Source organism: Nitrospira sp. Kam-Ns4a, assembly GCF_965152595.1.
The window spans coordinates 1,308,107-1,326,728 of record NZ_OZ224218.1 but is presented as its reverse complement, the minus strand read 5'-3'; the positions used below and the strand labels follow the sequence as shown (position 1 = coordinate 1,326,728).

Annotated in this window: 20 protein-coding genes and 3 pseudogenes; 12 read left to right on the top strand and 11 right to left on the bottom strand. The window is 65.3% G+C overall.

Annotation, left to right across the window (positions count from 1 at the left end; all coding sequences use genetic code 11):
• Positions 1 to 18: 18 nt before the first annotated feature.
• Entirely contained in the window at positions 19 to 1,449 is a 1,431-nt protein-coding gene (locus ACWHYQ_RS06620) for an IS1182 family transposase (protein ID WP_447973275.1), read from the bottom strand.
• Positions 1,450 to 1,646: 197 nt separating this feature from the next.
• Complete coding sequence (locus ACWHYQ_RS06615) at positions 1,647 to 1,883, bottom strand: CopG family ribbon-helix-helix protein (RefSeq protein WP_447974925.1); 237 nt, start codon at positions 1,881 to 1,883, stop codon at positions 1,647 to 1,649.
• Between the two features lie 99 nt (positions 1,884 to 1,982).
• Between ACWHYQ_RS06615 and ACWHYQ_RS06610 the strand changes: the two genes are divergently transcribed.
• Together ACWHYQ_RS06610 and ACWHYQ_RS06605 are read left to right on the top strand one after the other, a co-directional pair.
• Positions 1,983 to 2,612: an NAD-dependent epimerase/dehydratase family protein gene (locus ACWHYQ_RS06610; protein ID WP_447975535.1), complete on the top strand. Its 630-nt coding sequence runs from the start codon at positions 1,983 to 1,985 to the stop codon at positions 2,610 to 2,612.
• The gene (locus ACWHYQ_RS06605) at positions 2,609 to 2,968 is read left to right on the top strand and encodes a hypothetical protein (protein ID WP_447974924.1); all 360 of its coding nucleotides are present in this window, start codon (positions 2,609 to 2,611) and stop codon (positions 2,966 to 2,968) included. The genes ACWHYQ_RS06610 and ACWHYQ_RS06605 overlap by 4 nt, the downstream gene beginning before the upstream one ends.
• A gap of 23 nt (positions 2,969 to 2,991) precedes the next feature.
• Here the strand turns inward: ACWHYQ_RS06605 and ACWHYQ_RS06600 are convergent, their stop codons facing one another.
• On the bottom strand, positions 2,992 to 3,162 hold the full coding sequence (locus ACWHYQ_RS06600) for a hypothetical protein (protein WP_447974923.1): 171 nt from the start codon (positions 3,160 to 3,162) through the stop codon (positions 2,992 to 2,994).
• Between the two features lie 236 nt (positions 3,163 to 3,398).
• Between ACWHYQ_RS06600 and ACWHYQ_RS06595 the strand changes: the two genes are divergently transcribed.
• From ACWHYQ_RS06595 to ACWHYQ_RS06585, 3 genes are all read left to right on the top strand, one after another.
• A complete protein-coding gene (locus ACWHYQ_RS06595; protein WP_447975534.1) occupies positions 3,399 to 4,700 on the top strand; it encodes an IS1380 family transposase in 1,302 nt (433 codons plus the stop codon).
• Positions 4,701 to 4,782: 82 nt separating this feature from the next.
• Positions 4,783 to 5,508 carry a winged helix-turn-helix domain-containing protein gene (locus ACWHYQ_RS06590; RefSeq protein WP_447974922.1) on the top strand — a complete coding sequence of 242 codons (726 nt, stop codon included), beginning with the start codon at positions 4,783 to 4,785 and terminating at the stop codon, positions 5,506 to 5,508.
• A gap of 9 nt (positions 5,509 to 5,517) precedes the next feature.
• Positions 5,518 to 5,823 (top strand): transposase, encoded by a 306-nt coding sequence (locus ACWHYQ_RS06585; protein ID WP_447974921.1) that lies wholly within the window; start codon positions 5,518 to 5,520, stop codon positions 5,821 to 5,823.
• A 580-nt stretch (positions 5,824 to 6,403) separates the two neighbouring features.
• Here the strand turns inward: ACWHYQ_RS06585 and ACWHYQ_RS06580 are convergent.
• A complete protein-coding gene (locus tag ACWHYQ_RS06580; protein ID WP_447974920.1) occupies positions 6,404 to 6,790 on the bottom strand; it encodes a type II toxin-antitoxin system VapC family toxin in 387 nt (128 codons plus the stop codon).
• The gene (locus tag ACWHYQ_RS06575) at positions 6,790 to 7,011 is read right to left on the bottom strand and encodes a type II toxin-antitoxin system Phd/YefM family antitoxin (protein ID WP_447974919.1); all 222 of its coding nucleotides are present in this window, start codon (positions 7,009 to 7,011) and stop codon (positions 6,790 to 6,792) included. The genes ACWHYQ_RS06580 and ACWHYQ_RS06575 overlap by 1 nt, the downstream gene beginning before the upstream one ends.
• Positions 7,012 to 7,107: 96 nt before the next feature.
• On the opposite strand from ACWHYQ_RS06575, the gene ACWHYQ_RS06570 reads away from it, so the two are divergent.
• A complete protein-coding gene (locus ACWHYQ_RS06570) occupies positions 7,108 to 7,482 on the top strand; it encodes an SDR family oxidoreductase (RefSeq protein WP_447974918.1) in 375 nt (124 codons plus the stop codon).
• A gap of 268 nt (positions 7,483 to 7,750) precedes the next feature.
• Here ACWHYQ_RS06570 and ACWHYQ_RS06565 read toward each other — a convergent pair.
• Positions 7,751 to 8,871 (bottom strand): annotated as a pseudogene (locus ACWHYQ_RS06565) (IS256 family transposase).
• 392 nt (positions 8,872 to 9,263) lie between these two features.
• Between ACWHYQ_RS06565 and tnpA the strand changes: the two are divergent.
• Together tnpA and ACWHYQ_RS06555 are read left to right on the top strand one after the other, a co-directional pair.
• Positions 9,264 to 9,548: pseudogene (tnpA, locus tag ACWHYQ_RS06560) on the top strand (IS200/IS605 family transposase); the annotation flags it as partial.
• 61 nt (positions 9,549 to 9,609) lie between these two features.
• Positions 9,610 to 11,121: a zinc ribbon domain-containing protein gene (locus tag ACWHYQ_RS06555; protein ID WP_447974917.1), complete on the top strand. Its 1,512-nt coding sequence runs from the start codon at positions 9,610 to 9,612 to the stop codon at positions 11,119 to 11,121.
• 49 nt (positions 11,122 to 11,170) lie between these two features.
• Here ACWHYQ_RS06555 and ACWHYQ_RS06550 read toward each other — a convergent pair whose 3' ends face one another.
• Both ACWHYQ_RS06550 and ACWHYQ_RS06545 read right to left on the bottom strand, forming a co-directional pair.
• On the bottom strand, positions 11,171 to 11,572 hold the full coding sequence (locus ACWHYQ_RS06550; protein WP_447974916.1) for a PIN domain-containing protein: 402 nt from the start codon (positions 11,570 to 11,572) through the stop codon (positions 11,171 to 11,173).
• Entirely contained in the window at positions 11,569 to 11,796 is a 228-nt protein-coding gene (locus tag ACWHYQ_RS06545; RefSeq protein ID WP_447974915.1) for an AbrB/MazE/SpoVT family DNA-binding domain-containing protein, read from the bottom strand. The genes ACWHYQ_RS06550 and ACWHYQ_RS06545 overlap by 4 nt, the downstream gene beginning before the upstream one ends.
• A 594-nt stretch (positions 11,797 to 12,390) precedes the next feature.
• Here ACWHYQ_RS06545 and ACWHYQ_RS06540 point away from each other — a divergent pair.
• From ACWHYQ_RS06540 to ACWHYQ_RS06530, 3 genes and pseudogenes are all read left to right on the top strand, one after another.
• Entirely contained in the window at positions 12,391 to 12,951 is a 561-nt protein-coding gene (locus ACWHYQ_RS06540; RefSeq protein WP_447974914.1) for a Uma2 family endonuclease, read from the top strand.
• 158 nt (positions 12,952 to 13,109) lie between these two features.
• Positions 13,110 to 13,496 (top strand): annotated as a pseudogene (locus ACWHYQ_RS06535) (Uma2 family endonuclease); the annotation flags it as partial.
• Between the two features lie 28 nt (positions 13,497 to 13,524).
• Positions 13,525 to 14,775 (top strand): capsule assembly Wzi family protein, encoded by a 1,251-nt coding sequence (locus ACWHYQ_RS06530; RefSeq protein ID WP_447974913.1) that lies wholly within the window; start codon positions 13,525 to 13,527, stop codon positions 14,773 to 14,775.
• On the opposite strand, the gene ACWHYQ_RS06525 is transcribed toward ACWHYQ_RS06530, so the two are convergent.
• Positions 14,772 to 14,927 carry a type II toxin-antitoxin system VapC family toxin gene (locus tag ACWHYQ_RS06525; protein WP_447974912.1) on the bottom strand — a complete coding sequence of 52 codons (156 nt, stop codon included), beginning with the start codon at positions 14,925 to 14,927 and terminating at the stop codon, positions 14,772 to 14,774. The genes ACWHYQ_RS06530 and ACWHYQ_RS06525 overlap by 4 nt on opposite strands.
• A complete protein-coding gene (locus ACWHYQ_RS06520; protein WP_447974911.1) occupies positions 14,924 to 15,178 on the bottom strand; it encodes a type II toxin-antitoxin system VapB family antitoxin in 255 nt (84 codons plus the stop codon). Before ACWHYQ_RS06520 ends, ACWHYQ_RS06525 begins: the two co-directional genes overlap by 4 nt.
• Before the next feature lie 133 nt (positions 15,179 to 15,311).
• On the opposite strand from ACWHYQ_RS06520, the gene ACWHYQ_RS06515 reads away from it, so the two are divergent.
• Positions 15,312 to 16,685 carry an IS1380 family transposase gene (locus ACWHYQ_RS06515; RefSeq protein ID WP_447972836.1) on the top strand — a complete coding sequence of 458 codons (1,374 nt, stop codon included), beginning with the start codon at positions 15,312 to 15,314 and terminating at the stop codon, positions 16,683 to 16,685.
• Positions 16,686 to 17,112: 427 nt separating this feature from the next.
• Here the strand turns inward: ACWHYQ_RS06515 and ACWHYQ_RS06510 are convergent, their stop codons facing one another.
• The gene (locus tag ACWHYQ_RS06510) at positions 17,113 to 18,408 is read right to left on the bottom strand and encodes a hypothetical protein (RefSeq protein ID WP_447974910.1); all 1,296 of its coding nucleotides are present in this window, start codon (positions 18,406 to 18,408) and stop codon (positions 17,113 to 17,115) included.
• Positions 18,409 to 18,622 lie beyond the last annotated feature (214 nt).

The following is an 18,622-nucleotide window of genomic DNA, read 5'->3' as shown; positions in this document are numbered from 1 at the left end:
GCGTGGCCGTCGAAAGGGTCATCCCCTCGTCTTCTTTCCACTTCCCCGGCCAAGCCGTCGCGGCTCGCTGCCTCTGCGCCGACCGGTCCAGGCCGCCTTCCCGCTCCGCCAGAGCTTCAACAAATTATGCGTCGCGCAGAGCAGTTTCCATTCGCCGTCACAGGCTTGGCGGCCCCGGCGCATGAAGCGATCACAGCCACGGGTGCTCTTGATCTGGCCGAATACCGGCTCCACCGTCTGGCCGCGCTTCGTGTACAGACGGCGTCCGCGCTTCGTCAGCAGTGTGCGCTCCATGCGGTCGCGGGCTGTCAGCCCCTTCGGACAGCGGCCGCGTGGCGGTGGCTGCTCCCGCAGCGCCTGGCGCTGTTTCCAATCTTGGTTCGGCGCGATCAGCAACTCAGGTCCGGCGGGATCGGCCTCCGTCAGGTTGGCCTCGCTGCAATAGCCGGCATCCGCCAGGGCGGTCCCGAGGGGCTGCGGGTGCTCGATGGCCTGCAGATTTTCCTGCGCCTCGGTCAGCATCGGATGCAGTTGGCGGATATCGTTCGCCTCCTGCGTGACGGCGGCCGCGACGATGATCTGGGCCTCCGTCACGACCGCTTGGGCATTGTAGCCTTGCACGTACCCGGCCGGTGTCTTCATGATGCGGCTCTCTGGGTCCGTCACGTTCGCCTTGGCCGTGGCATCCGCTGCCGCTTCGGCCGCCTTCGGCTTGCGGCCCCGCTTCTTCTGCCCGGTGGCGGCTTCCTCGGCCTGGCGGGCCTCAAGCTTGGCCTGCTGCTGGGCGGTCGCCTCGGCCGCCGCTTGCGTCAACCGTGCCTGGCACGCCTGCAACCGGGCCAGTCGGCTCCGCCGATCCCGCAACGCCTCCGGCAGTTCGTCGCCCCGCTGCTCCGGTCCGTACAGCCGATCCTCGGCGGCATCGGTGGCCTGAGCCTCGGTCAGCATCCGCGTCACCTCCGCCGCAATCGTCTCGGCGGTCCGATTCGCTGCCAGCGCCGCGTCGGCCTTGATCTTCGTGCCATCCAGGGCCACCACCCCGACCTTCACCAACCCCGCCGCCGCACACAGCGTCAGCACCTGCGTAAACAGGGCGGCCAACGCGGCCTCATGGGTCTGCCGGAATCGGGCGATCGTGGTGTGATCGGGCCGCTGATTGGCCGCGAGCACCCGAAAGGCCACATCCCGCTCGCACAGCCGTTCGATCCGGCGGCTGGAGCGCTCGCCCAGACAGTAGGCATACAGCAGCAGCGCCACCATCATGGCCGGCTCGTAGGCCGCTTGGCCCCAGCCATCGGCTCGGTACGCCCGCTCGATCTTCCTCAGATCCATCTGGGCCACCGCATCCAGGATGAACCAGGCCAGATCGCCCTCCGGCAGCCAATCCTGCAACGCCGGCGGCATCAGAAACAGTTGCTCACGATCACATGGCAGAAAGTTATAGCCCATGGCACCCTCCCTTCGGTCATGACGAGGGAAGAGAGTATACATAGAATTGCCTAGGTGTCAAGGGGTTTGTGCAACAGGCTCATGAAAAGATCCATTTCGCCTCGCCGGATGCGGGAAAGGAGTTGATCCGGCTTGCTCCCTGGAAAGGCAAGGGCGGAGATCAAGACGTTCGTATCGAGGACTATGCGCATGAGGCCCTATTTTCGGACCTCATGGACGAGGCGGTCCACATCGTCCTCCGTCCGAATCCCGAGGGCCTGAGCGTGCAAGGCGATCTTCCGCTGGAGCTTCCGCCACCGTTGTTCATCGAGGTACAGGCGCAGGGCCTCCCGAACCAGTTCACTCTTGGTCCGATGTTCTTCCTTGGCCATCCGCTCAGCCGCTCGGACGAGGTTAGGGGGAAGGGAGATGGTCCACGTCTTGGTGGCTCGCATGCCGTCACCTCCTGGTGGAGCGAATTGAATCTTACTTAGTAAGATAGAACATGGTCTCAGGTATATCAAGCACAAGACGGGCACTCATCACCGGCATCACTGCCCAGGACGACTCCTACTCTCACCCACCTCCTGACCGAGGCCGACGCGATTCCGGCCGACCCGGACAACAAGTACGGCTGGGAGAAGCTCGACGCCGAGCGGGTGGCCATGGCCTATGGCCGGCGCTCCGGGATGAAGGGGCGCATCGCCCGCTTCGAGAACTGCTACGGCCCGGAGGGGACCTGGTCCGGCGGGCGGGAGAAGGCGCCAGCGGCCATCTGCCGCAAGGCGGCCGAGGCCGAGGATGGCGGCACCATCAAGGTCTGGGGCGATGGGCCGGCGATCTGGGTGTTCACTTACGTGGACGACCTGGTGGAGGGGATCTACACCTTGATGCCCTCCGACCTGGAGGGCCTGGTGAACCTGGGCCGCGACGAGCGGGTGACGGTGGCCGATCTGGTGCGGACGGTGATCGAGGTGTCGGCCAAAAGGCTCGAGGTGAAGTACGTTCTGGGGCCGGTCGGCGTGCAGGCCCGGAACTTCATCAAGGCAAGGATCGAGTCGCTGGGCTGGAGGGCGAAGGTGAGCCTCCGCGAAGGGATCGCCCGTACGTATCCCTGGATCGCCGCACAGGTGAGGGCGGCCCGGGAGGCGGAGCGAGCCTCGGCAGCGGGAGCCGGGCGGTGATTTCGGGCTCGGCACCCACATGCGAGGAAGGCGAAGGCCGTCTCGAGGTCGAGCTGGCCCATGACGATGAAGCGGATGCATTCGACGAGGCTCAGCTGCCGCCGGCCGGCGGTGAGGAGGGCTGCCACGGCTGCCCGATGGTCGGCCACGCCGATCCAGTGCACCCGCACCAGGGGCAGGACATCATCCACCAGGCTCCTGACCGCGTCCAGGCCCAAACGGTGTTGGGCGAGGGCGAACGTTTCCACCAGGACGTAGTTGGTGCAGACGAGGTCTTCGGCGCGTTCGACCAGGTCGATCCGCACGGCACGGGCTCTGGGATGGAACTGGTCGTCACCGTCCAGAACCGCGAGTAGGGCCGAGGTATCCAGGAAGACGCTCACGGCTGATAGGCCTCGCTCAGGTAGCGATCGTACTCGGTGGCGAGGTCTTGTCGGCCCGAGTGAAACCGGCCCACGACGGAGAGTGCCCGCTGGCGCTGGGTCTGGTCGTCCACGGCCCCTCGGCTCCGGGCGAAAAGCTCGACGCTCTGGCGAATCAGCTCCGCCACGGAGACCCCCCGTCGGCGGCCAGGCGCTTCAATGTTCGCATCTGAGCCTCGGTCAACTGGACCTGGGTCCGAACCATCTTGTCCTCCTCCATGGCAGCATTTTTGCTGTAAATGATATTAACCTGAATCCGGCGTCACTTGATGCTCTATGATTTCACGCGACCCACTCGAACAGCGGGGGAGACCCTTGCGGGGGTCTTGTTCCGAAAGCTCCCTGGGAGGTCCATGTGGGAACAATGCCCCGCGGCCCTCGGAAGCTGTCGATTGCCTTCGGTGCGCGCTCGCTCACGCACTTCGGTGGCGCCTACCTCCTCCATCGCTTCTTCAGTCGCCTGAGGCTCAAGCGATGGCTGACGTTGGGGACTCGGTTCGTCCAGCGCAACAATCGGTACAGTGTCGGCGAAATGTTTCTGGCGGCTCTGTACCCCATGATCCTCGGGTTGGGACGCATCGAGACCACGCAGCTGCTGCAGCACAACGGCGTCTTCCAGTCTCTCACCGGCTTGCCCGCCTACCCGAATCCTACGACGCTGCGCCGGTTCCTGCTCCGGGTCGCCCCGGTCGCCCTGCCGAGGTTGCGCCGACTGCACGACCGTTTCTTGCGGCAAATGGCCGTCACACCGCAGTCCCCGTCGCGGTTGATCTTCGACATCGATTCCACCGTGCTGGTGCGCTCTGGCAAGCAGGAGCAGGCCCGGATCGGCTACAACCCGGTCAAGCGGGGCCGGCCGTCGTATCACCCCTTGCTCTGCTTCGAGGGGCAGACCAAGGACTTCTGGCACGGCGAGTTGCGACCAGGGGATGCGCATACCGCCAGCGGGACGCTCGCCCTCCTCGCGGCGTGCTTCGCGAAGATCCCGGCCGGGGTCCGGCTGACGATTGTCCGCGCGGACAAAGGGTTTTACGACCACAAGCTGATCGAGTGGCTGGAAGGACAGAGGGCGCGGTTTGTGATCGTGGCTCGCCTGACTGCCCCGATCAAGCGCAAACTGCCGGGCCTGCGGTACGTCAGTCCCAGTCGAGGCGTCGAGGTGGCCGAGTTTCGCTCCCCGCCGACCCGCTGGCCCCATCCCTATCGGTTCGTCGTGATCCGTCGCCCTCAGCCCGAAGAGCCGACCGCCCAGTTGACGCTCTTCAAGCTTGGCGAGTCCCACGACCAGGTCCTCGTCACGAATCTCCCGTTGCAGCCACTCAACCTCTGGCGCTTTTACAACGACCGGGCAGGCATCGAGCTGATCATCCGCCAGCTGAAGGGCGACTACGCGCTGGGGAAAATCCCCGGCCGTCACTTCTCTGCCAACGAGACCTATTTTCACGTGCTCTTGCTCGCCTACAATCTCGTCAATTGGTTTCGCCGACTCTGTCTGCCGGACGAGTTCCGCCACGTCACGCTGCAGACATTGCGCAACCAAATCCTTTTCATGCCGGCTCAGCTTCTCCGAACTGGCCATCGTCCCCGTTTGGCGTTACCGGCCAGCGGTGCCAGGGAGGTCGCCTGGAAGCATGCCCTTCACCGGATCGAACGCCTTAAACTCTGAACGAGCACTTTTCACGCCGGATTCAGGATTAATCAGAGCATGAAATACTTGACTTATGACCGGCGATGGTGATCCATTGCGCATGCGTGCACGAGTCCGCGATGCGCGGCACCTGTCGCCCGAAGCCCAAGAAGTCTTGCGCGAGCAAGCGGTCGCCGCCGTCAAGCAGCAAGGGCGCGCCACGGCCGAGGTCTGTCGGCTCTTCGGCATCAGTCGGCAAGCTCGGTCCACCTGGGTGAAGCGCCAGGCCCGTGGGGGGCGGCATCCCTTGAAGGCGCGGCCCCGGGGCCGGCCGCGTGGTGGCCGACTCAAGGGCTGGCCAGCGGCCCAGCTCGTGCGCCCCGTGCCCCACTGCTGCCCGGAGCCGTGGCCCTTGCCGTGCTCCTGGTGGACCCGCGAAGCGGTGGGCGACCTGATGGCGCGCCGCTCCGGAGTGCGGGGGTCGGTCTGGACCGTGGGGCGCTCCCTGCGGGCCTGGGGCTTCCCCCCGCAGCAGCCGCTGCGGCAGGCCTCTGAGCGGGATCCCAAGGCGGTGCGGCGCTGGCTGGCCGTCGAGTCCCCTCGGATGCGGGCAGCAGCCAAGCGCGCGGGGGCCCCGCTCTCGTGGGGCGACGAGATGGGCTTGCGCTCGGATCATCAGGCGGGGCCCAGGTGGGGCCAGCGCGGCCAGCCCCCGGTGAGCCGTGGCCCCGGCCGGCGAGTTCGCGGCCACAGGCTCTCCGCTCTCACCACTCGTGGGCGGCTGTCCTGCATGGGGTTTCCGCAGCGGTTCCCGGCGCGGATCTGCCTGCCATGCGGCCGTCGCTGACTCCGGCACGTGAAGCATCCCGTCTTTCTGATCGTGGATAGGCATCCCGTGCCTATCGCGACGGTCACCCAACAGGGGCTCCAGCGCCCCTGCGACCGGCTGCGCCTCTTCTTCCTGCCGCCCTCCAGCCCGGCACTGAACCCCGACGAGGATTTGAACCAGGACGTGAACACCAACGCCCTGGGCCGTCGGCCCCCCCAGGACGCGGACGACCTGGTGGCCAATGTCCGTGGGGATCTTCGCCGCACCCAGCGACTGCCGGCCGTGGGGCCATCCTTCTTCCACCACCCTGCGGTCCGCTATGCGGCTGAGTGAAAGGTGTCAAGTATTTTGCGCTCCTGGTAATAAATCATCACCAGGTGTTGGATATGGCTCGGAATCTGATCCGACTGTCCGGCTTTGTGCCGGAGGAAGAGATCCCGATTGTCTTCACGGGCGTCTGGCCGGCGAGAAACTGTACGAAGAGTTGGTCGGAAAGGACGAAGCCGTCGAGCCATCCGGAGTCGAGAACATCCTGCGAGTGCGATCCACGTGGCTGCCGGATCCGGCCTTTCTGGCGAAGAAGGTCGAAGAGTTGGAAGCGCTGGCATCCAAGGGTGACGCTAAAGCCGCGTTAGATCTGCTCGGCGAGCTGGTACCGACTTGCACGCGGGGATAGGACGACAATAGCGTCTCTATTGCGTGGGTTGCCACACGTACGTCATTCCCACCTGCCCGCCGCAGGGCTTCGGCAGGCGGGCGGAAGTGGGAATCCAGGGCTGTTGGAGAGCCTGGTTCCCCGCTTGCGCGGGGATGACGGCGGCAGGACCGGGGATGACGGCGCTTGGGGAGCGTCTATCGCGGCGCTGCGTCGGACGAGGAGTGCGAAGCAGGGTATTCAGAGGGGACTTGCAACTCACCAGAGGCGTCGCACCCCGTACATTCTGAACACGGGATCGGCGGACACCACGGTCACCCCCTCTTCCAGCGCCTGCGCCACGAGTAGGCGGTCAAACGGGTCTCGATGGTGAAAGGGCAGTTGAGCGACCCGTACAACATGCCGGAACTCGATGTTGAGTTGCCGAAACCCATTGGCCGCCAGTTGCTCCGGAATAAATCGTTCCAACGGCTGAGCCACCTTGAGTTTGCCGAGGCTCAGCTTGATCGCCATCTCCCAGCAGCTCGCCAGGCTCAGGAAGATCTCATGCGCGGGGTCCGCGAGCCCCTTCCGCGCCTTGGCGGATAGCTCCGGAGCATCTTCGACCCACCACAGAAAGACGTGGGTATCCAGGAGCAACCGCATCAACTGTACTCCCGAAAATCCTCCGGCGTCTTGTCGAAGTCGGGCGCGACCACGATCTGGCCTTTGGCGGATCCAGGCCGCCGTCGGGGCCGGGGTTCCAGGGGGACAAGCTTGAGCACGGGCTTATGGTCCTTGGCGATGATGACCTCTTCCCCCAGCATGGCCTTCTGGATCAACTCGGACAAGCGGGCTTTGGCTTGGGCAACATTGAAGGTCGGCACAACCGGTCTCCTTTCTCCTTGATTCTTGGTTGGTCATTTTATATGACTATCTTAATGCCGTCAAGCTCCCGTCCGGGCCCTCACAGGAAGGCGGGGATGAATGGCGTCCTGGCTCCGGGTGGTGGCTTCGGCGCCTGCTCGGCTTCGAAGGCGGCCCAGGCCCAGCTTGCTCGCGTTCTCGCGATCGAGGGAGGGGCGATCGGAGTGAGGGTCAACATGGTCAATCCCGACGCCGTTTTTGACGGTTCCGGTCTCTGGTCGAAGGAAATCAGGAAGGCCCGGGCGAAGGTGTATGGCGTGCCGGTCCAACAGCTCGAGGACTTTTGTGCCGGCAGAAATTGGCTCAAGGTCAGGGTCCTTGCTCAGGACGTCGCGGAAGCAGCCCTGTTCCTTGCATCCGATCGATCGTCAAAGACCACTGGAGAGGTGATCCCGGTCGATGGGGGAGTGCGGGAAGCGTTTCCGAGATGAGAGACCTTCGGAAGATCGCGTGCGGCATCGTTGCGTCAGGCACTGCGGGGGCGTCGTTGCGGCGGGAGGGTCAATTGAGTCGATTGGGTCCGTTGAGTCTGACCAACTGCGCCGCGCAAGCCCCTGGATTCATCCATGGGGTGAGCGGCGCGGTTGTGTCCCGATTTCCGTAGAAATTGGCTTCTCCCGGCATCTGGCTTGAACAATGGCTCACACATTTGCCCTAGGATCAACGATCTCCTCTCGGTCCATCCCCTGGCCTCGGCGCTCAGGCGGCTCGTGGAGCCTCCTCGGCCGCGTCTGGCACCAGGTCGCGCCAGCCATCGATCCGGCGCCTCCGAATCTGCCCGCTCAGGATCAACCCAAACAGCAAGAGTTCCGCCGCCTGCGCGGTGGGCAACGCCCCTTGCGTCTTCACCCGCCGACGGACCTCCCCATGGAACCGCTCCATCGCGTGGGTGGTCCGCCGCGACGTCCACTGACTCCTCGGGAAGCGGGAACAGGTCAGCAGGTCCTCGCCGGCTTCCTCGAGGCTTGCGGCCACCTTGGGCGCTCGCGCGCGCCATGTGCTGAGCAACGCCCGGTACGCGTGCCGGGCGGCGTGGAGACTCTCGGCGGAGACGATCGCGTGAGAGTCCGTGCGGAGCTCCTCGACGGCCTGCGTGGGGGCAGGCCGTTCCACACCCGCCAGGCGGGTACCCGGCAGCGTGTGAACCGGACCGCGCGGCCCGGCCACGCCGGGCCAGGTCGCCTCCCCCGCCGCGCGCCAGCCGGGGTGCCCGTCGATCACACACCGCCGCGGCTGGCGCAGCCCCGGGCAGCGAGCCCTTCCAGGAGGCCTTGCCAGGCGGGGGTCGCTTCGCTCGTGAGCCGCTCCAGGTCGAGGCCCCCCTGCTGCCCATCGGCCCGGACGCCCAGCGCGACCCACACCGACGCGGTCACGCCCTGCTGCGCCAGGCGCACGCGCCGCGCCACGGCGTCCAGATCCAGAGCGACGCACCGCTCCTCCGCCAGCGGTCGCTGGCGCCATTGCTCACACAGGCTCTTCACCCGACCCACCAGCCGGGAGATGGCGCGCTTCGACAGCGGCGCCCCGCGCCGCAACGGGGCCAGCGCGCCTGTGATCCGTCGCTGGGTCGCGCCGGTCCGAGAGGCCCCCAGCCCCGCCGCGTCCACGGCCCGCGCCCGGCGCTCATCCCGCGGCAGCCGGGGACGCTGCCCTTCGCCCCACCGGCCGTCTTGCCGCCGACGCCCCCGCGGCCGCTCGACCGTGGCCGCGCCCAACCCCGTCGTGATGGTCCGCGGCTCGCTCCCGTGCCGATCCCCGCGCCGCCCCTCCGTGCGTGGAGACGGCAGGGCCGCCCGGGTCTCCGTCAGCTCGCCCTCCACCAGCGTGACGATCACCTCCCGGATCCGTGCTCGCAACGCCTCCGTCAACCGGTCCGGTCCAAAACGGGCTTCTCCTGTGCTCCGAACTGGAGGAGCCTGCGTGCTCAGCGGCGTCTTCCTCCTGTGGTTTCGGCCTTCCCCAGGGCCGGTTGTGGTAGTGCCGGGAGGATACGCCTTTTAAATTTCCACGGAAAGGGGGACACCACCGCACGCCACCCTCCAGACACTGCGCCACAAGATCCTACTTATGCCAGCCCAGTCGCGCAAAGCGGGCAACCGGCCAAGCTTGACCTTGCCTGCGAGTGGTCCCCGAGAAGCAGCATGGCGGTATGCCCTGCAGAAGATTGAGAGACTCACGCCGTGAAACCATCACTTTTCACGCAGGATTCAGGGTTATACAGCAGGTGTGTGCTGAGACGGGGAGCGAGGTGCTGGAGGTGGAGGTGGAGGTGATGCCCGACCATGTGCAGCTGCTGGTCGAGGTGGACCCGCAGTTTGGCATCCATCACCTGGTCAAGTTGATCAAGGGGAGGTCTTCTTGCTTGCTGCGCCAGGAATTTCGCTGGTGGCGTACCCGATTGCCGAGTCTTTGGACCAACAGCTATGTCGTCTCGACCGTGGGCGGCGCTCCGCTGGAGATGGTCAAACAGGACATTGAGCAGCAGAAGCCTGGGTAGGAACGCCGGACCATTCTTCGTGCTGGAATTACCGTTGAAGGTGGGGCCTCATGAACACCGCGTGCTCTCCGTGCGCTTCGAGGCGGGGCGCCAGTTGTATAACGCCGCCCTGGGCGAGGCGCTGCGGCGTCTCGACCGGCTCAAGCAAGCCCAGGCGTGGCACGCCGCGCGGACCATGCCGTGCGCAACGCCTGCCGAGCGCAACGCCCGTGCAGCCGAGTTCTCACGCCTCACCAAAGCGGTGGGCTTGACCGAGTCCGACATCCAGTCCTACGTCACCCAGTGCAAGAACGCCTGCTGGATTGGTGAGCATCTGGATGCGCACACCACCCAGAAAATCGGGACACGTGCATGGAAGGCGGTTCAGCGCGACCAGTTTCGCACGGGCGGGCGTCCGCGCTTCAAGCCGAAGTGGAAAGCGCTGGACTCGATGGACGGCAAGTCCAACGCGACTGCGATCCGGTGGCGGGGCGACCACGTTGAATGGGGCGGGGTGCATCTGGCGGTCATGTTCGATCGGAAGGACACGCATGGTGTGCAGAGCATGGCCCTGCAACATCCTGTGAAGTACTGCCGCATCGTGCGGCGCGTCCTTCGGGGCACGACGCGGTGGGCCGTGCAGTTGGTGTTGGCCGGCGCGCCAAAGTGGAAAGACAACCACCCGGTGCGTGCGGGGACATGCAGCATCGATATTGGGCCGTCGACCATCGCGGCGGTGGGCGAGACGGAGGCCGTGCTGGAACCATTGTGCGGCTCCGTGCCGGCGCTCCACCAGGCCATTCGGCGAATCCAGCGGGCCCTGGACCGCTCCCGGCGCCGGTCCAATCCGGACAATTACCACGCCGACGGGACTAGCAAAACACCCAAGCCAGGCGAGCGGCTGCACTGGGTCTTCACCAAAGGCTACCTACGCCTGCGGGTCCGGCTCGCGGATTTGCACCGGCGCCTTGCGGCCTGCCGCAAGGCCGAGCACGGACGGCTCGCCCACCGCATCATCGCCATGGGTCGCACCGTTCTGGCGGAAAAACTGTCGTACAAGGCCTTTCAGCGGAAGTTCGGCACGAGCGTCCGCGACCGGGCCCCGGGGATGTTCATGGATCGTCTGCGCCGCAAGGCTGCAAGGGCTGGCGGCGCGGTGATCGAGTTCCCGACCCGGACCACGAAGCGCTCGCAACGCTGTCACTGCGGGGCTGTCGTGAAGAAACCGTTGTCGCAACGCTGGCACCAGTGCGCGTGCGGCGTGCGTGCGCAACGGGATCTGTATAGTGCCTATCTGGGCCTGCACGTCCGCAAGGATGGAGGGACCTGGGTGCTGGACACCGAATCAGCTCGCACGGGCTGGTGCGCTGCGGAACCGCTGCTGGAGAACGCGGTGTCCAGGGTGGTGCAAGCCGCGAACGGCGGGCCGGTGCCCGCCAGCTTCGGCCTCCGTGCCGGAGACAGAGCGGCTCGTTCTCGAAGGCGCCAACCGGTGCTGGGTGGAGAGTTCGGATGCTGTAGCCTCGTTGCCGCCGCGACGATGGTGAGAGCCGAACAGACATCCGGCGCACGCGCCAGAACCCCCCGGCTTTAGCCGTGGGGAGGTTCAGTAGCAATATGGACGCGGGTGCGGGACCACCGGGTTAGACCCAGTGGATTTTGGCCAGATGGGCCACCTTTTGAAAGTCCGGATCTCCCGTGACGATGGCCGCCGATTGTTCAACCGCGCAGGCCAAGACGAAGCAGTCCGCGTACGAGATACTGAACTCTGCTTTGAACTCGGCGGCCTGACAGATGAGGTCGTTGGGGACGGGCAGAATGGTCAGATTCAGCCGATGAATGTGCCCCAGCACCTCCAGCTTTCGCTGATCGCCAAACCGTCGTTTGGTCGTATAGATGATCTCGCCGAGGTTGATCGCGCAGAGATAGGTGGCCCAGCGCTTGCGGTGGGCCGTTCGGAGCCATCGCTCGACGGCTTCGGCGCCGGCCTCTGCCTGAAAGAATTGAAGCAGGGCATGGCTGTCGAAAATCAGGCGTGCGGTCACGCAAAGTCCCTGCCCCGTTCTTTCAGCAGCTTCTTGGCGAGCGAAGGCTTCCGCGGCAGACAGCCGGCCGCGGCCTTGATCGGATCAACGACCGGAGGAATAATGTGAATCATTCCCCCGTATTCCAAGATCTGCAGGTTCGAGCCCCTCGTGATGTGGTACTTCCGGCGTAACTGAGCCGGGATGACGATCTGGCCTTTGGACAGAGTTTTGACGGTCATCATGGGTTCAACCTCTCCGGTAACAGTTGAACACTATTTGGGAAACGTATAACCCCCCTCCTCCTTGCGTGTCAAGGGGAGAACCTCAGGCGCCGGGATGTATGCGGTGTTCTCGCATGTGCTGATGCCGGTGGTCCGCCGGTTGCCTATTTGCCTCGAACCTTCGGTTGCGTCGGTTGCGTGCGCGTGGTGCGGGGGACGGAACGGTGATTTGAACCTAAATCCGGCGTGAAAAGTGTACTCAGGCCTTGATTCTCTCGATCTTCTGCAGAGCGTATTTCCAGGCGACCTCCCTGGGGCCCCTGGTGGGCATAGCCAAAGGCGATTGCCAGTCTTCGGGGCCCTTTTGGCATCGGAATGAACCCTACCTATGAGGTAGCATTCATTCCGTCACGTCAAGATGCCACACACACGCAGTAGCTGCGGCCTAAAACGTGTCCGATGCCAATCTCGGCGCAGGATTTAGGTTGAAGCTGCCGTGGACGCATTGGGCACCGGTTCCCCCCGACGAGTCGTCGCGTCTGCTCCGAGGCTGAGGCTTGCCCCGCTGGGTTTCCTATGGTAGCGTGAGCGGGAGCATAGCTGAGGAGGACTGCGATGGCCGGGCAGGTGCTGAAGCGGTTGTTCACCGTGGCCGAGTACCACAAGATGGCCGAGGCGGGCATTTTGGGCGAGGATGACCGGGTGGAGCTTCTGGAAGGGGAGCTTGTCGCGATGGCTCCCATTGGGAGTCGGCACGCCGGGGTCGTCAACCGCCTGAATCGGTTGTTTTCTCAAGTGGTTGGAGATCGGGCTGTCGTAAGTATCCAGAACCCCATCCGGCTTGGGGAGCATTCCGAGCCCCAACCGGACCTCACGTTGTTGGGACCTCGGCCGGATTTCTACGCCCAATCCTACCCTAGCCCCGAGGAGGTCCTCCTTGTGGTGGAGGTGGCCGAGACTTCTGCCGACTCGGATCGCGAGGTCAAGCTCCCGCTGTATGCCCGCTCTGGGGTGCCCGAGGTCTGGCTGGTGGACTTGGCGGCTGACACGATCGAGGTCTCGTGCTGTCCCGCCCCGCAAGGCTATCAGGAGTGCCGAATCGTGCGGCGCGGCCACCGTCTGGCTCCGCAGGCGTTCCCCGATCTCGTTCTCTCAGTAGAGGCTGTGCTGGGCTAAGGCCTGGCTCCTACGGGAGGAAGAAAACGCGGTCCGGTTCCCGACCTGCCGGGGCCACGGTGCTCGGCCTTGCGCGATGGGGGGAGGGCATCCAGGTTGGCGCCACCGGTTCTCCGGGGTCGTCATGACGGCTGGCTGGCAGAGGGAGGACCTCGCCGATGGCGACGAAGACACGGCTGACCGCTCGAGCCCTCTGGCGGATGGGCGACGGCGATGTCCGGCGCGAACTCGTGGACGGAGCAGTGATCGAGATGGCGCCGGCTGGAGGCATCCACGGCAAGATGACAGGGCGGTTGTATCGCAAGCTGGCCGAGCATGTGGAACGGTATGGTGGCGGTGAAGTGCTGGTCGGCGCCGTGGGATTCGTGTTGGCGCTCCCTCATGACCCGGAACGGGTACGAGCTCCGGACGTGGCGTTTCTTTCCTCTCAGCGATTGCCGGAGGGGAAACTGCCGGAGACGTTCCTGCAGGGGACGCCGGATCTGGCCGTCGAGGTGCTTTCTCCGAGCGACACTCCAGTGGAGGTGCAACGAAAGGTGCGGGATTACCTCCGCCCGCAACGGAGTCGTCCGGGTGGGGGCCCGGGTGCAGATCGAGGGGGACGCGTTTTTCGTCGGTGGCGGGCAGACGGTCCGGCTTCGGGAAAACCGGATGGGCCAGTATTATGCGAACGGCGAGCAGGTGCAATCGGATCTGCGGGGGTGGGTCGAGCTGGGCGAGCTGCTCGCGGTCAGCATGGACCCCAAGTACATCAGCAATGTCCGTGCGCTCGGCATCGGCGCGACCGCCAACGACAAGAACGTGTACTTCCAGGAACTCAATGCCAAGCTCACGCTCTTCAACATCGCAGTCCAGGTGGGGCGCGGGTCGAATTGGTGGGGGCCGGGGTATCGGGGCACCCTGTTGCTGTCGGATCATGCCTTCCCGCTGGATATGGTCCAGGTCGGCAGCGACGAGCCCTTCAAGCTGCCCTGGGTCTTCAAGTCACTCGGTGAGTGGAGGATCCATACGTTTCTGACCCAGTTGGAGCGGAATCGAGATTTCCCCCGTGCGAAAGTCTTCGGCCTCCGGATCAGCTACCTGCCGGTTGACTGGCTGGAAGTGGGCCTCACCCGGTTGACCCAGTTTGATGGCCGGGGCCGGAATCAGTCGTTTCCCCGTACGGTCATTGACGCCTATACCAATCCCCCGAATCAGCCCGGCGATCAAGATGTGAATGAAGAAAGCCTGATTGATTTCCGAGCGCGAATTCCGCACGTGGACTACGTGGTTCCGTTTCCGGCTGGGTTCCAGTTCTATGGGGAGCTGGGCTCGGAGGATAAATGGTCGCAGTTTCCCCTGCCCAGCCGCGGGGCCTTTTTGGTCGGGGCCTATATCCCGCAGGTCTTCCGGGGCGATACGCTCGATTTCCGGGTCGAGTATGCGGACACCGATATTGAGCGGCGCCGGCATCCCGAGTTGGCCAATATTTGGTACAACAATGGCACCTATGTGAGCGGGATGCGGTTTCGGGGCTATCCGCTTGGGCACTGGATGGGCACGGATGCGACCGACCTGTTTGTACGCGCGACCCGCTCCCTTACGGAGACGGTGCGGGTCGGCCTCAATTTCGAACTGTCGGAGCGCGGCCGTGGATTCCCCGTACATGAAAAGAAGGTCGAGGGGGGAATGGATGTGACTTGGTGGGTGTCGCAGCACGTGCAGTTCACGATTACCTACGCGCGACAACGGATCCGGAATCCGGGGCAAATTACCGGCATCACCCCCTTTGTGGAAACGCTTGCCAGCGGCGTCGTGGCGAACAATCACCTCAGTCCTTCTTAGCCGCTGCGCGCTTCGATCACCAGCGACGCCTCCACAAAACTGACTGCCGATATGCAGCATCGCTCCGCATGCTCAATGGCTTCCGTGAAGATCCGGCGTTCCGGCTCATCCCGCAACACTGCCAACACAGCCGATGTATCAATCACGATCACGCAGGCAGCCCTTTCTCGTCATATCCGATGATCTCGTCATCGCTGCGCAGGTCGCGCACGGGCAGGGAGGCGCAATGCTTTGCGATCTCATCCAACTCGTCGGCCAGTCTATTGCGGCCCCGACGGCGCTTCAGTTTTTCCAGGCGCTCTTTGAGCGCCTTCGTCACAGCCTCGGTCTTTGTTTCGCCGGTTAGGGACGCCAGCGCCGCCGCCAGCTTCTCGGTTTCCACGTTCCTGATGTTCAGCGCCATGTTGTCACCGTTGCTACACATTTTACTAGCCCGGAAAATTCACGACTGGCGCCATAAAAAAGTCATCGAGGCTCGAAACTGTGCTATAGGAGCGGTGCTCAGGCACTTCTACAGACAGTTGGGAGGGAACTCGATGGCGACAGACTGTATACCGCAAGTGACCTTTGAATTCTACGACAAACTGCAGCCGGTGGTGGCGCGCTTTGATCAGGCGCAGGCCAGCACCGATGGCGGGGCGGTGTTGCTGAAGGCGCTGGATGACCAGCTCCAGTTGACCGATCAGCTCGCCGGGTGTCTGGTCGACCGCCGGGATCCCGACAAGATTCGGCACACGGTGCGGGATCTGCTGCGACAACGGATCTTCGGCCTGGCCTGTGGGTACGAGGATGGGAACGATGCCGCGCGGCTAGCGAACGATCCGTTGCACAAGCTGGCCGTGGGCCGAGACCCACTCACCGGGGCCGCCTTGGCCTCGCAGCCGACCCTGTCCCGCTTTGAGAATGCCGTCGGCCCGTGGGCCTTGGCGCGCATGGGACGGACCATGGCCGCCACCGTGATCGCCCAGCACCGCCGCCGGCTCAAGGGGCGCGCGCAGCGCATCACGATCGATCTGGATCCCACGGACGACCCGACGCACGGTCAGCAGGAATTCACCTTCTTCAAGGGCCACTATGACACCTGGTGCTATCTGCCGCTGGTAGCCACGCTGACCTTCAATGACGAAGCCGAGCAGTATCTGGTGGCCATCGTGCTGCGCCCGGGGAACAGCCCGGCGAAGCGGGGCGCGGTCGGGTTGGTGCGCGGGCTGCTCCGCCGCCTGCGCCGCGCGTTCCCGACGGCGGCCCTGCGCGTCCGCGTGGACGGCGGCTTCGCCGGGAACGACTGGCTGGCCTTCCTGGAGGCGGAGCGGGTCGAATACGTGGTGGGCCTCGCCGGCAATGCCCGGCTGGACCGGCGGGCCGGCAAACTGTTGGCCGAAGCCTGGGCGGGCTCGAAGGCCAGCGGCCGGACCGAACACCGCTATGGGGAGACCCAGTATGCCGCTGCGTCGTGGTCCCATCCCTGGCGGGTGATCATGAAGGCCGAGGTCGTGCGGCTGCCGGGACGGGATCCGACATGCAACCCGCGGTTTGTGGTCCCGAAGCTCCCCGACGACCCGGCGGCGGTCTATGCGCGCTATTGTCAGCGCGGCGACATGGAGAACCGGCTCAAGGAGCTGCATCACGGGCTGGCGTTGGACCGCACGAGTTGTTCGCGGTTCTGGGCCAACCAATTTCGGGTGCTGCTCACCGCCGCGGCGTACGTGCTGCTCCAAGCATTGCGGCGGCGCGCCCAGGGGACCGTCTGCGCCACGGCGCAGGTGTCCACCCTCCGCGACCGGTTACTCAAGCTGGCCGTTTGGGTGGAAGGATCGGTCCGTCGGCTCGTCCTGCACCTGCCTCGTCCTGCGCCATGGCGCCTGACCTGGCGCCAACTGGCCCTGGCCGTGGGCGCCTCGCCTGGGTAACCGAGGGTCCGGGGCTGGGTCGCACACGGTCTCCACCTGCTCTTGCAGGAGCGGTGTCTGCAGATCCGGCCTGACACGACTGGTCTGATGGGCTGCAACCAGACGGAGACCCCGTGCAGCCCTCACGTTACACGTCCAGAGACCTCCACGCACTCGGAATCGGCGCCGATGGCCCGCAGAACTCTGCGATCGGGTGACCTGGGCCATCAGTCACGAATAAAGCAGGCTAGAACCTATCTCAAAATCGAAAAACCCGCGTTTCAATGAAAGGCGGTGGGGCCAGCTCAGATCTCCAAGGGCCATTTTCCCAGGAAAACGGCACTTCGTTCATGGCCGAGGCCCCTCACGGCATACGCGATCCTGCCCGGACACCGATTTTGAGATAGGTTCTACTACATTATTACCCGCACGTTACACCGATAGGGTCTCAGGCCGGCGAGCCGACCGGGTAGAGCGCGTGCACAATCTCCGTGATGTTGAAGAGCAGGGCGTTCAGGCGGGTGTAGGCGGCGTGCCCGTAGACGACGTCCGTGGCTTTCCCAGCCGGGGGCAGGACCGTATCCTTGTAGTCCACGAGCAGGCAGAGCCCGTCCTGGGGACAGCGGACGCACCGCCGCACACATTCCAGCCAGCGTTCGAAGCCGTCGTAGGGCTCTAGGAGCTCCCAGAGCGCCTTGTTCGCCGCCTGCGCCGGCGGGGTCGCCGGCACGGCATCTGATCCCGCGACGGCGAGCTGCTGCAGGTAGTCGCCCCCCAGCACCAGCGGCATCTCCATCGTGATCTGCGGGAGGTCCACTTTCGCGAGCCAGCGCTTGCCGTCGAGCCGCAGAGGCCGATGGTTCACGACGTGGAGGAGCCGCCCGAGCGTGTCGGGCTCCCACCCGTACCGCACCGGCGTGCCGAACGTCACCACGTCCAGTGCCACACCGCCGAGGGGATCGCCGGAGGACAGGGCGCGGGTCACGGCTTCCAGTTGCTCCGTCAGCGTCGGCTCCGCGCCGATCTCGGCATAGTAGGCGTTCAGCGTGCGAAGGAGATGGTCGCGCCCGAGCGCCGCCTCCGGGGCGAGCAGGTTGGAGACGAGCGCGAGCACCTGGCCCGCGTGCCCGTGGGCGAGGACCAGGACGCGGTCGCCTGGGCCGAGCCGGTGCTCGGCGGCCAGCGCCCTGAGCCGGGCGAGCACCTGGATCGCCGCCTGGGCGCGCCCGAGGTGGTGGTGCGCGCAGGACCAGAGGTGGCGCACGCAGGCGATCGGCGGGGCGCCGCGCAGGTCGCGGTTGAGGCCAGCCGACAACAGGTCCAGGGCCCGCTTGGGGAAATTGGCGGCGTCGCCGGCCTGAAGGTCGAGCTGGGCCCGGGTCTCCTCGTCGTCGTGCAGCGGCGGCTTGCGGCCGTCCTTGAAAGCCGGCAGGCCGTTGGTCCCGTCCCGCATGAGGGCGAGCAGCGCGTCCACGCCGGGAATGCCACGGGAGTAGCCGCGCTTGAGCCCGCCGGCCTCATCCAGCCGCTGGACCCCGAAGAGGTCCGTGCCGAGGAAGGTGCCGTGCATCAAGAGCACCGTGCGGACCCCCGCCTGCGCGAGCGCGAGCCCGTGGCGCGCCATTGCGTCTTGCCAGGCGACGGAGTCCGGCGAGGCGCCAGGCGTGAACTCCCGGTACCAGACCCGGTCGCCCGGGTCCGCGCGGGAGTAAGGGGCGTGCTGAAAATTGTTGCCGGACGGCATGGATGCCTCTCGCCTAGCGGGGGGCGCGCGACCTTCATACCCGAAATCGGCCACCGAGTGCAACGACAGGCCGCTGGCCCTCCCCGCAGCGTCGCGGGTGCCTCGGGCGGTCGCCGCCCACCCCGTTCCCGTGGCTTCAGAGGCGCCTTGCCTTCGCCGAAAGGTGCGTGCTAAGGTACCACCGCTGCTCGTGAGCTCCGGCGTGCTGAGCCGG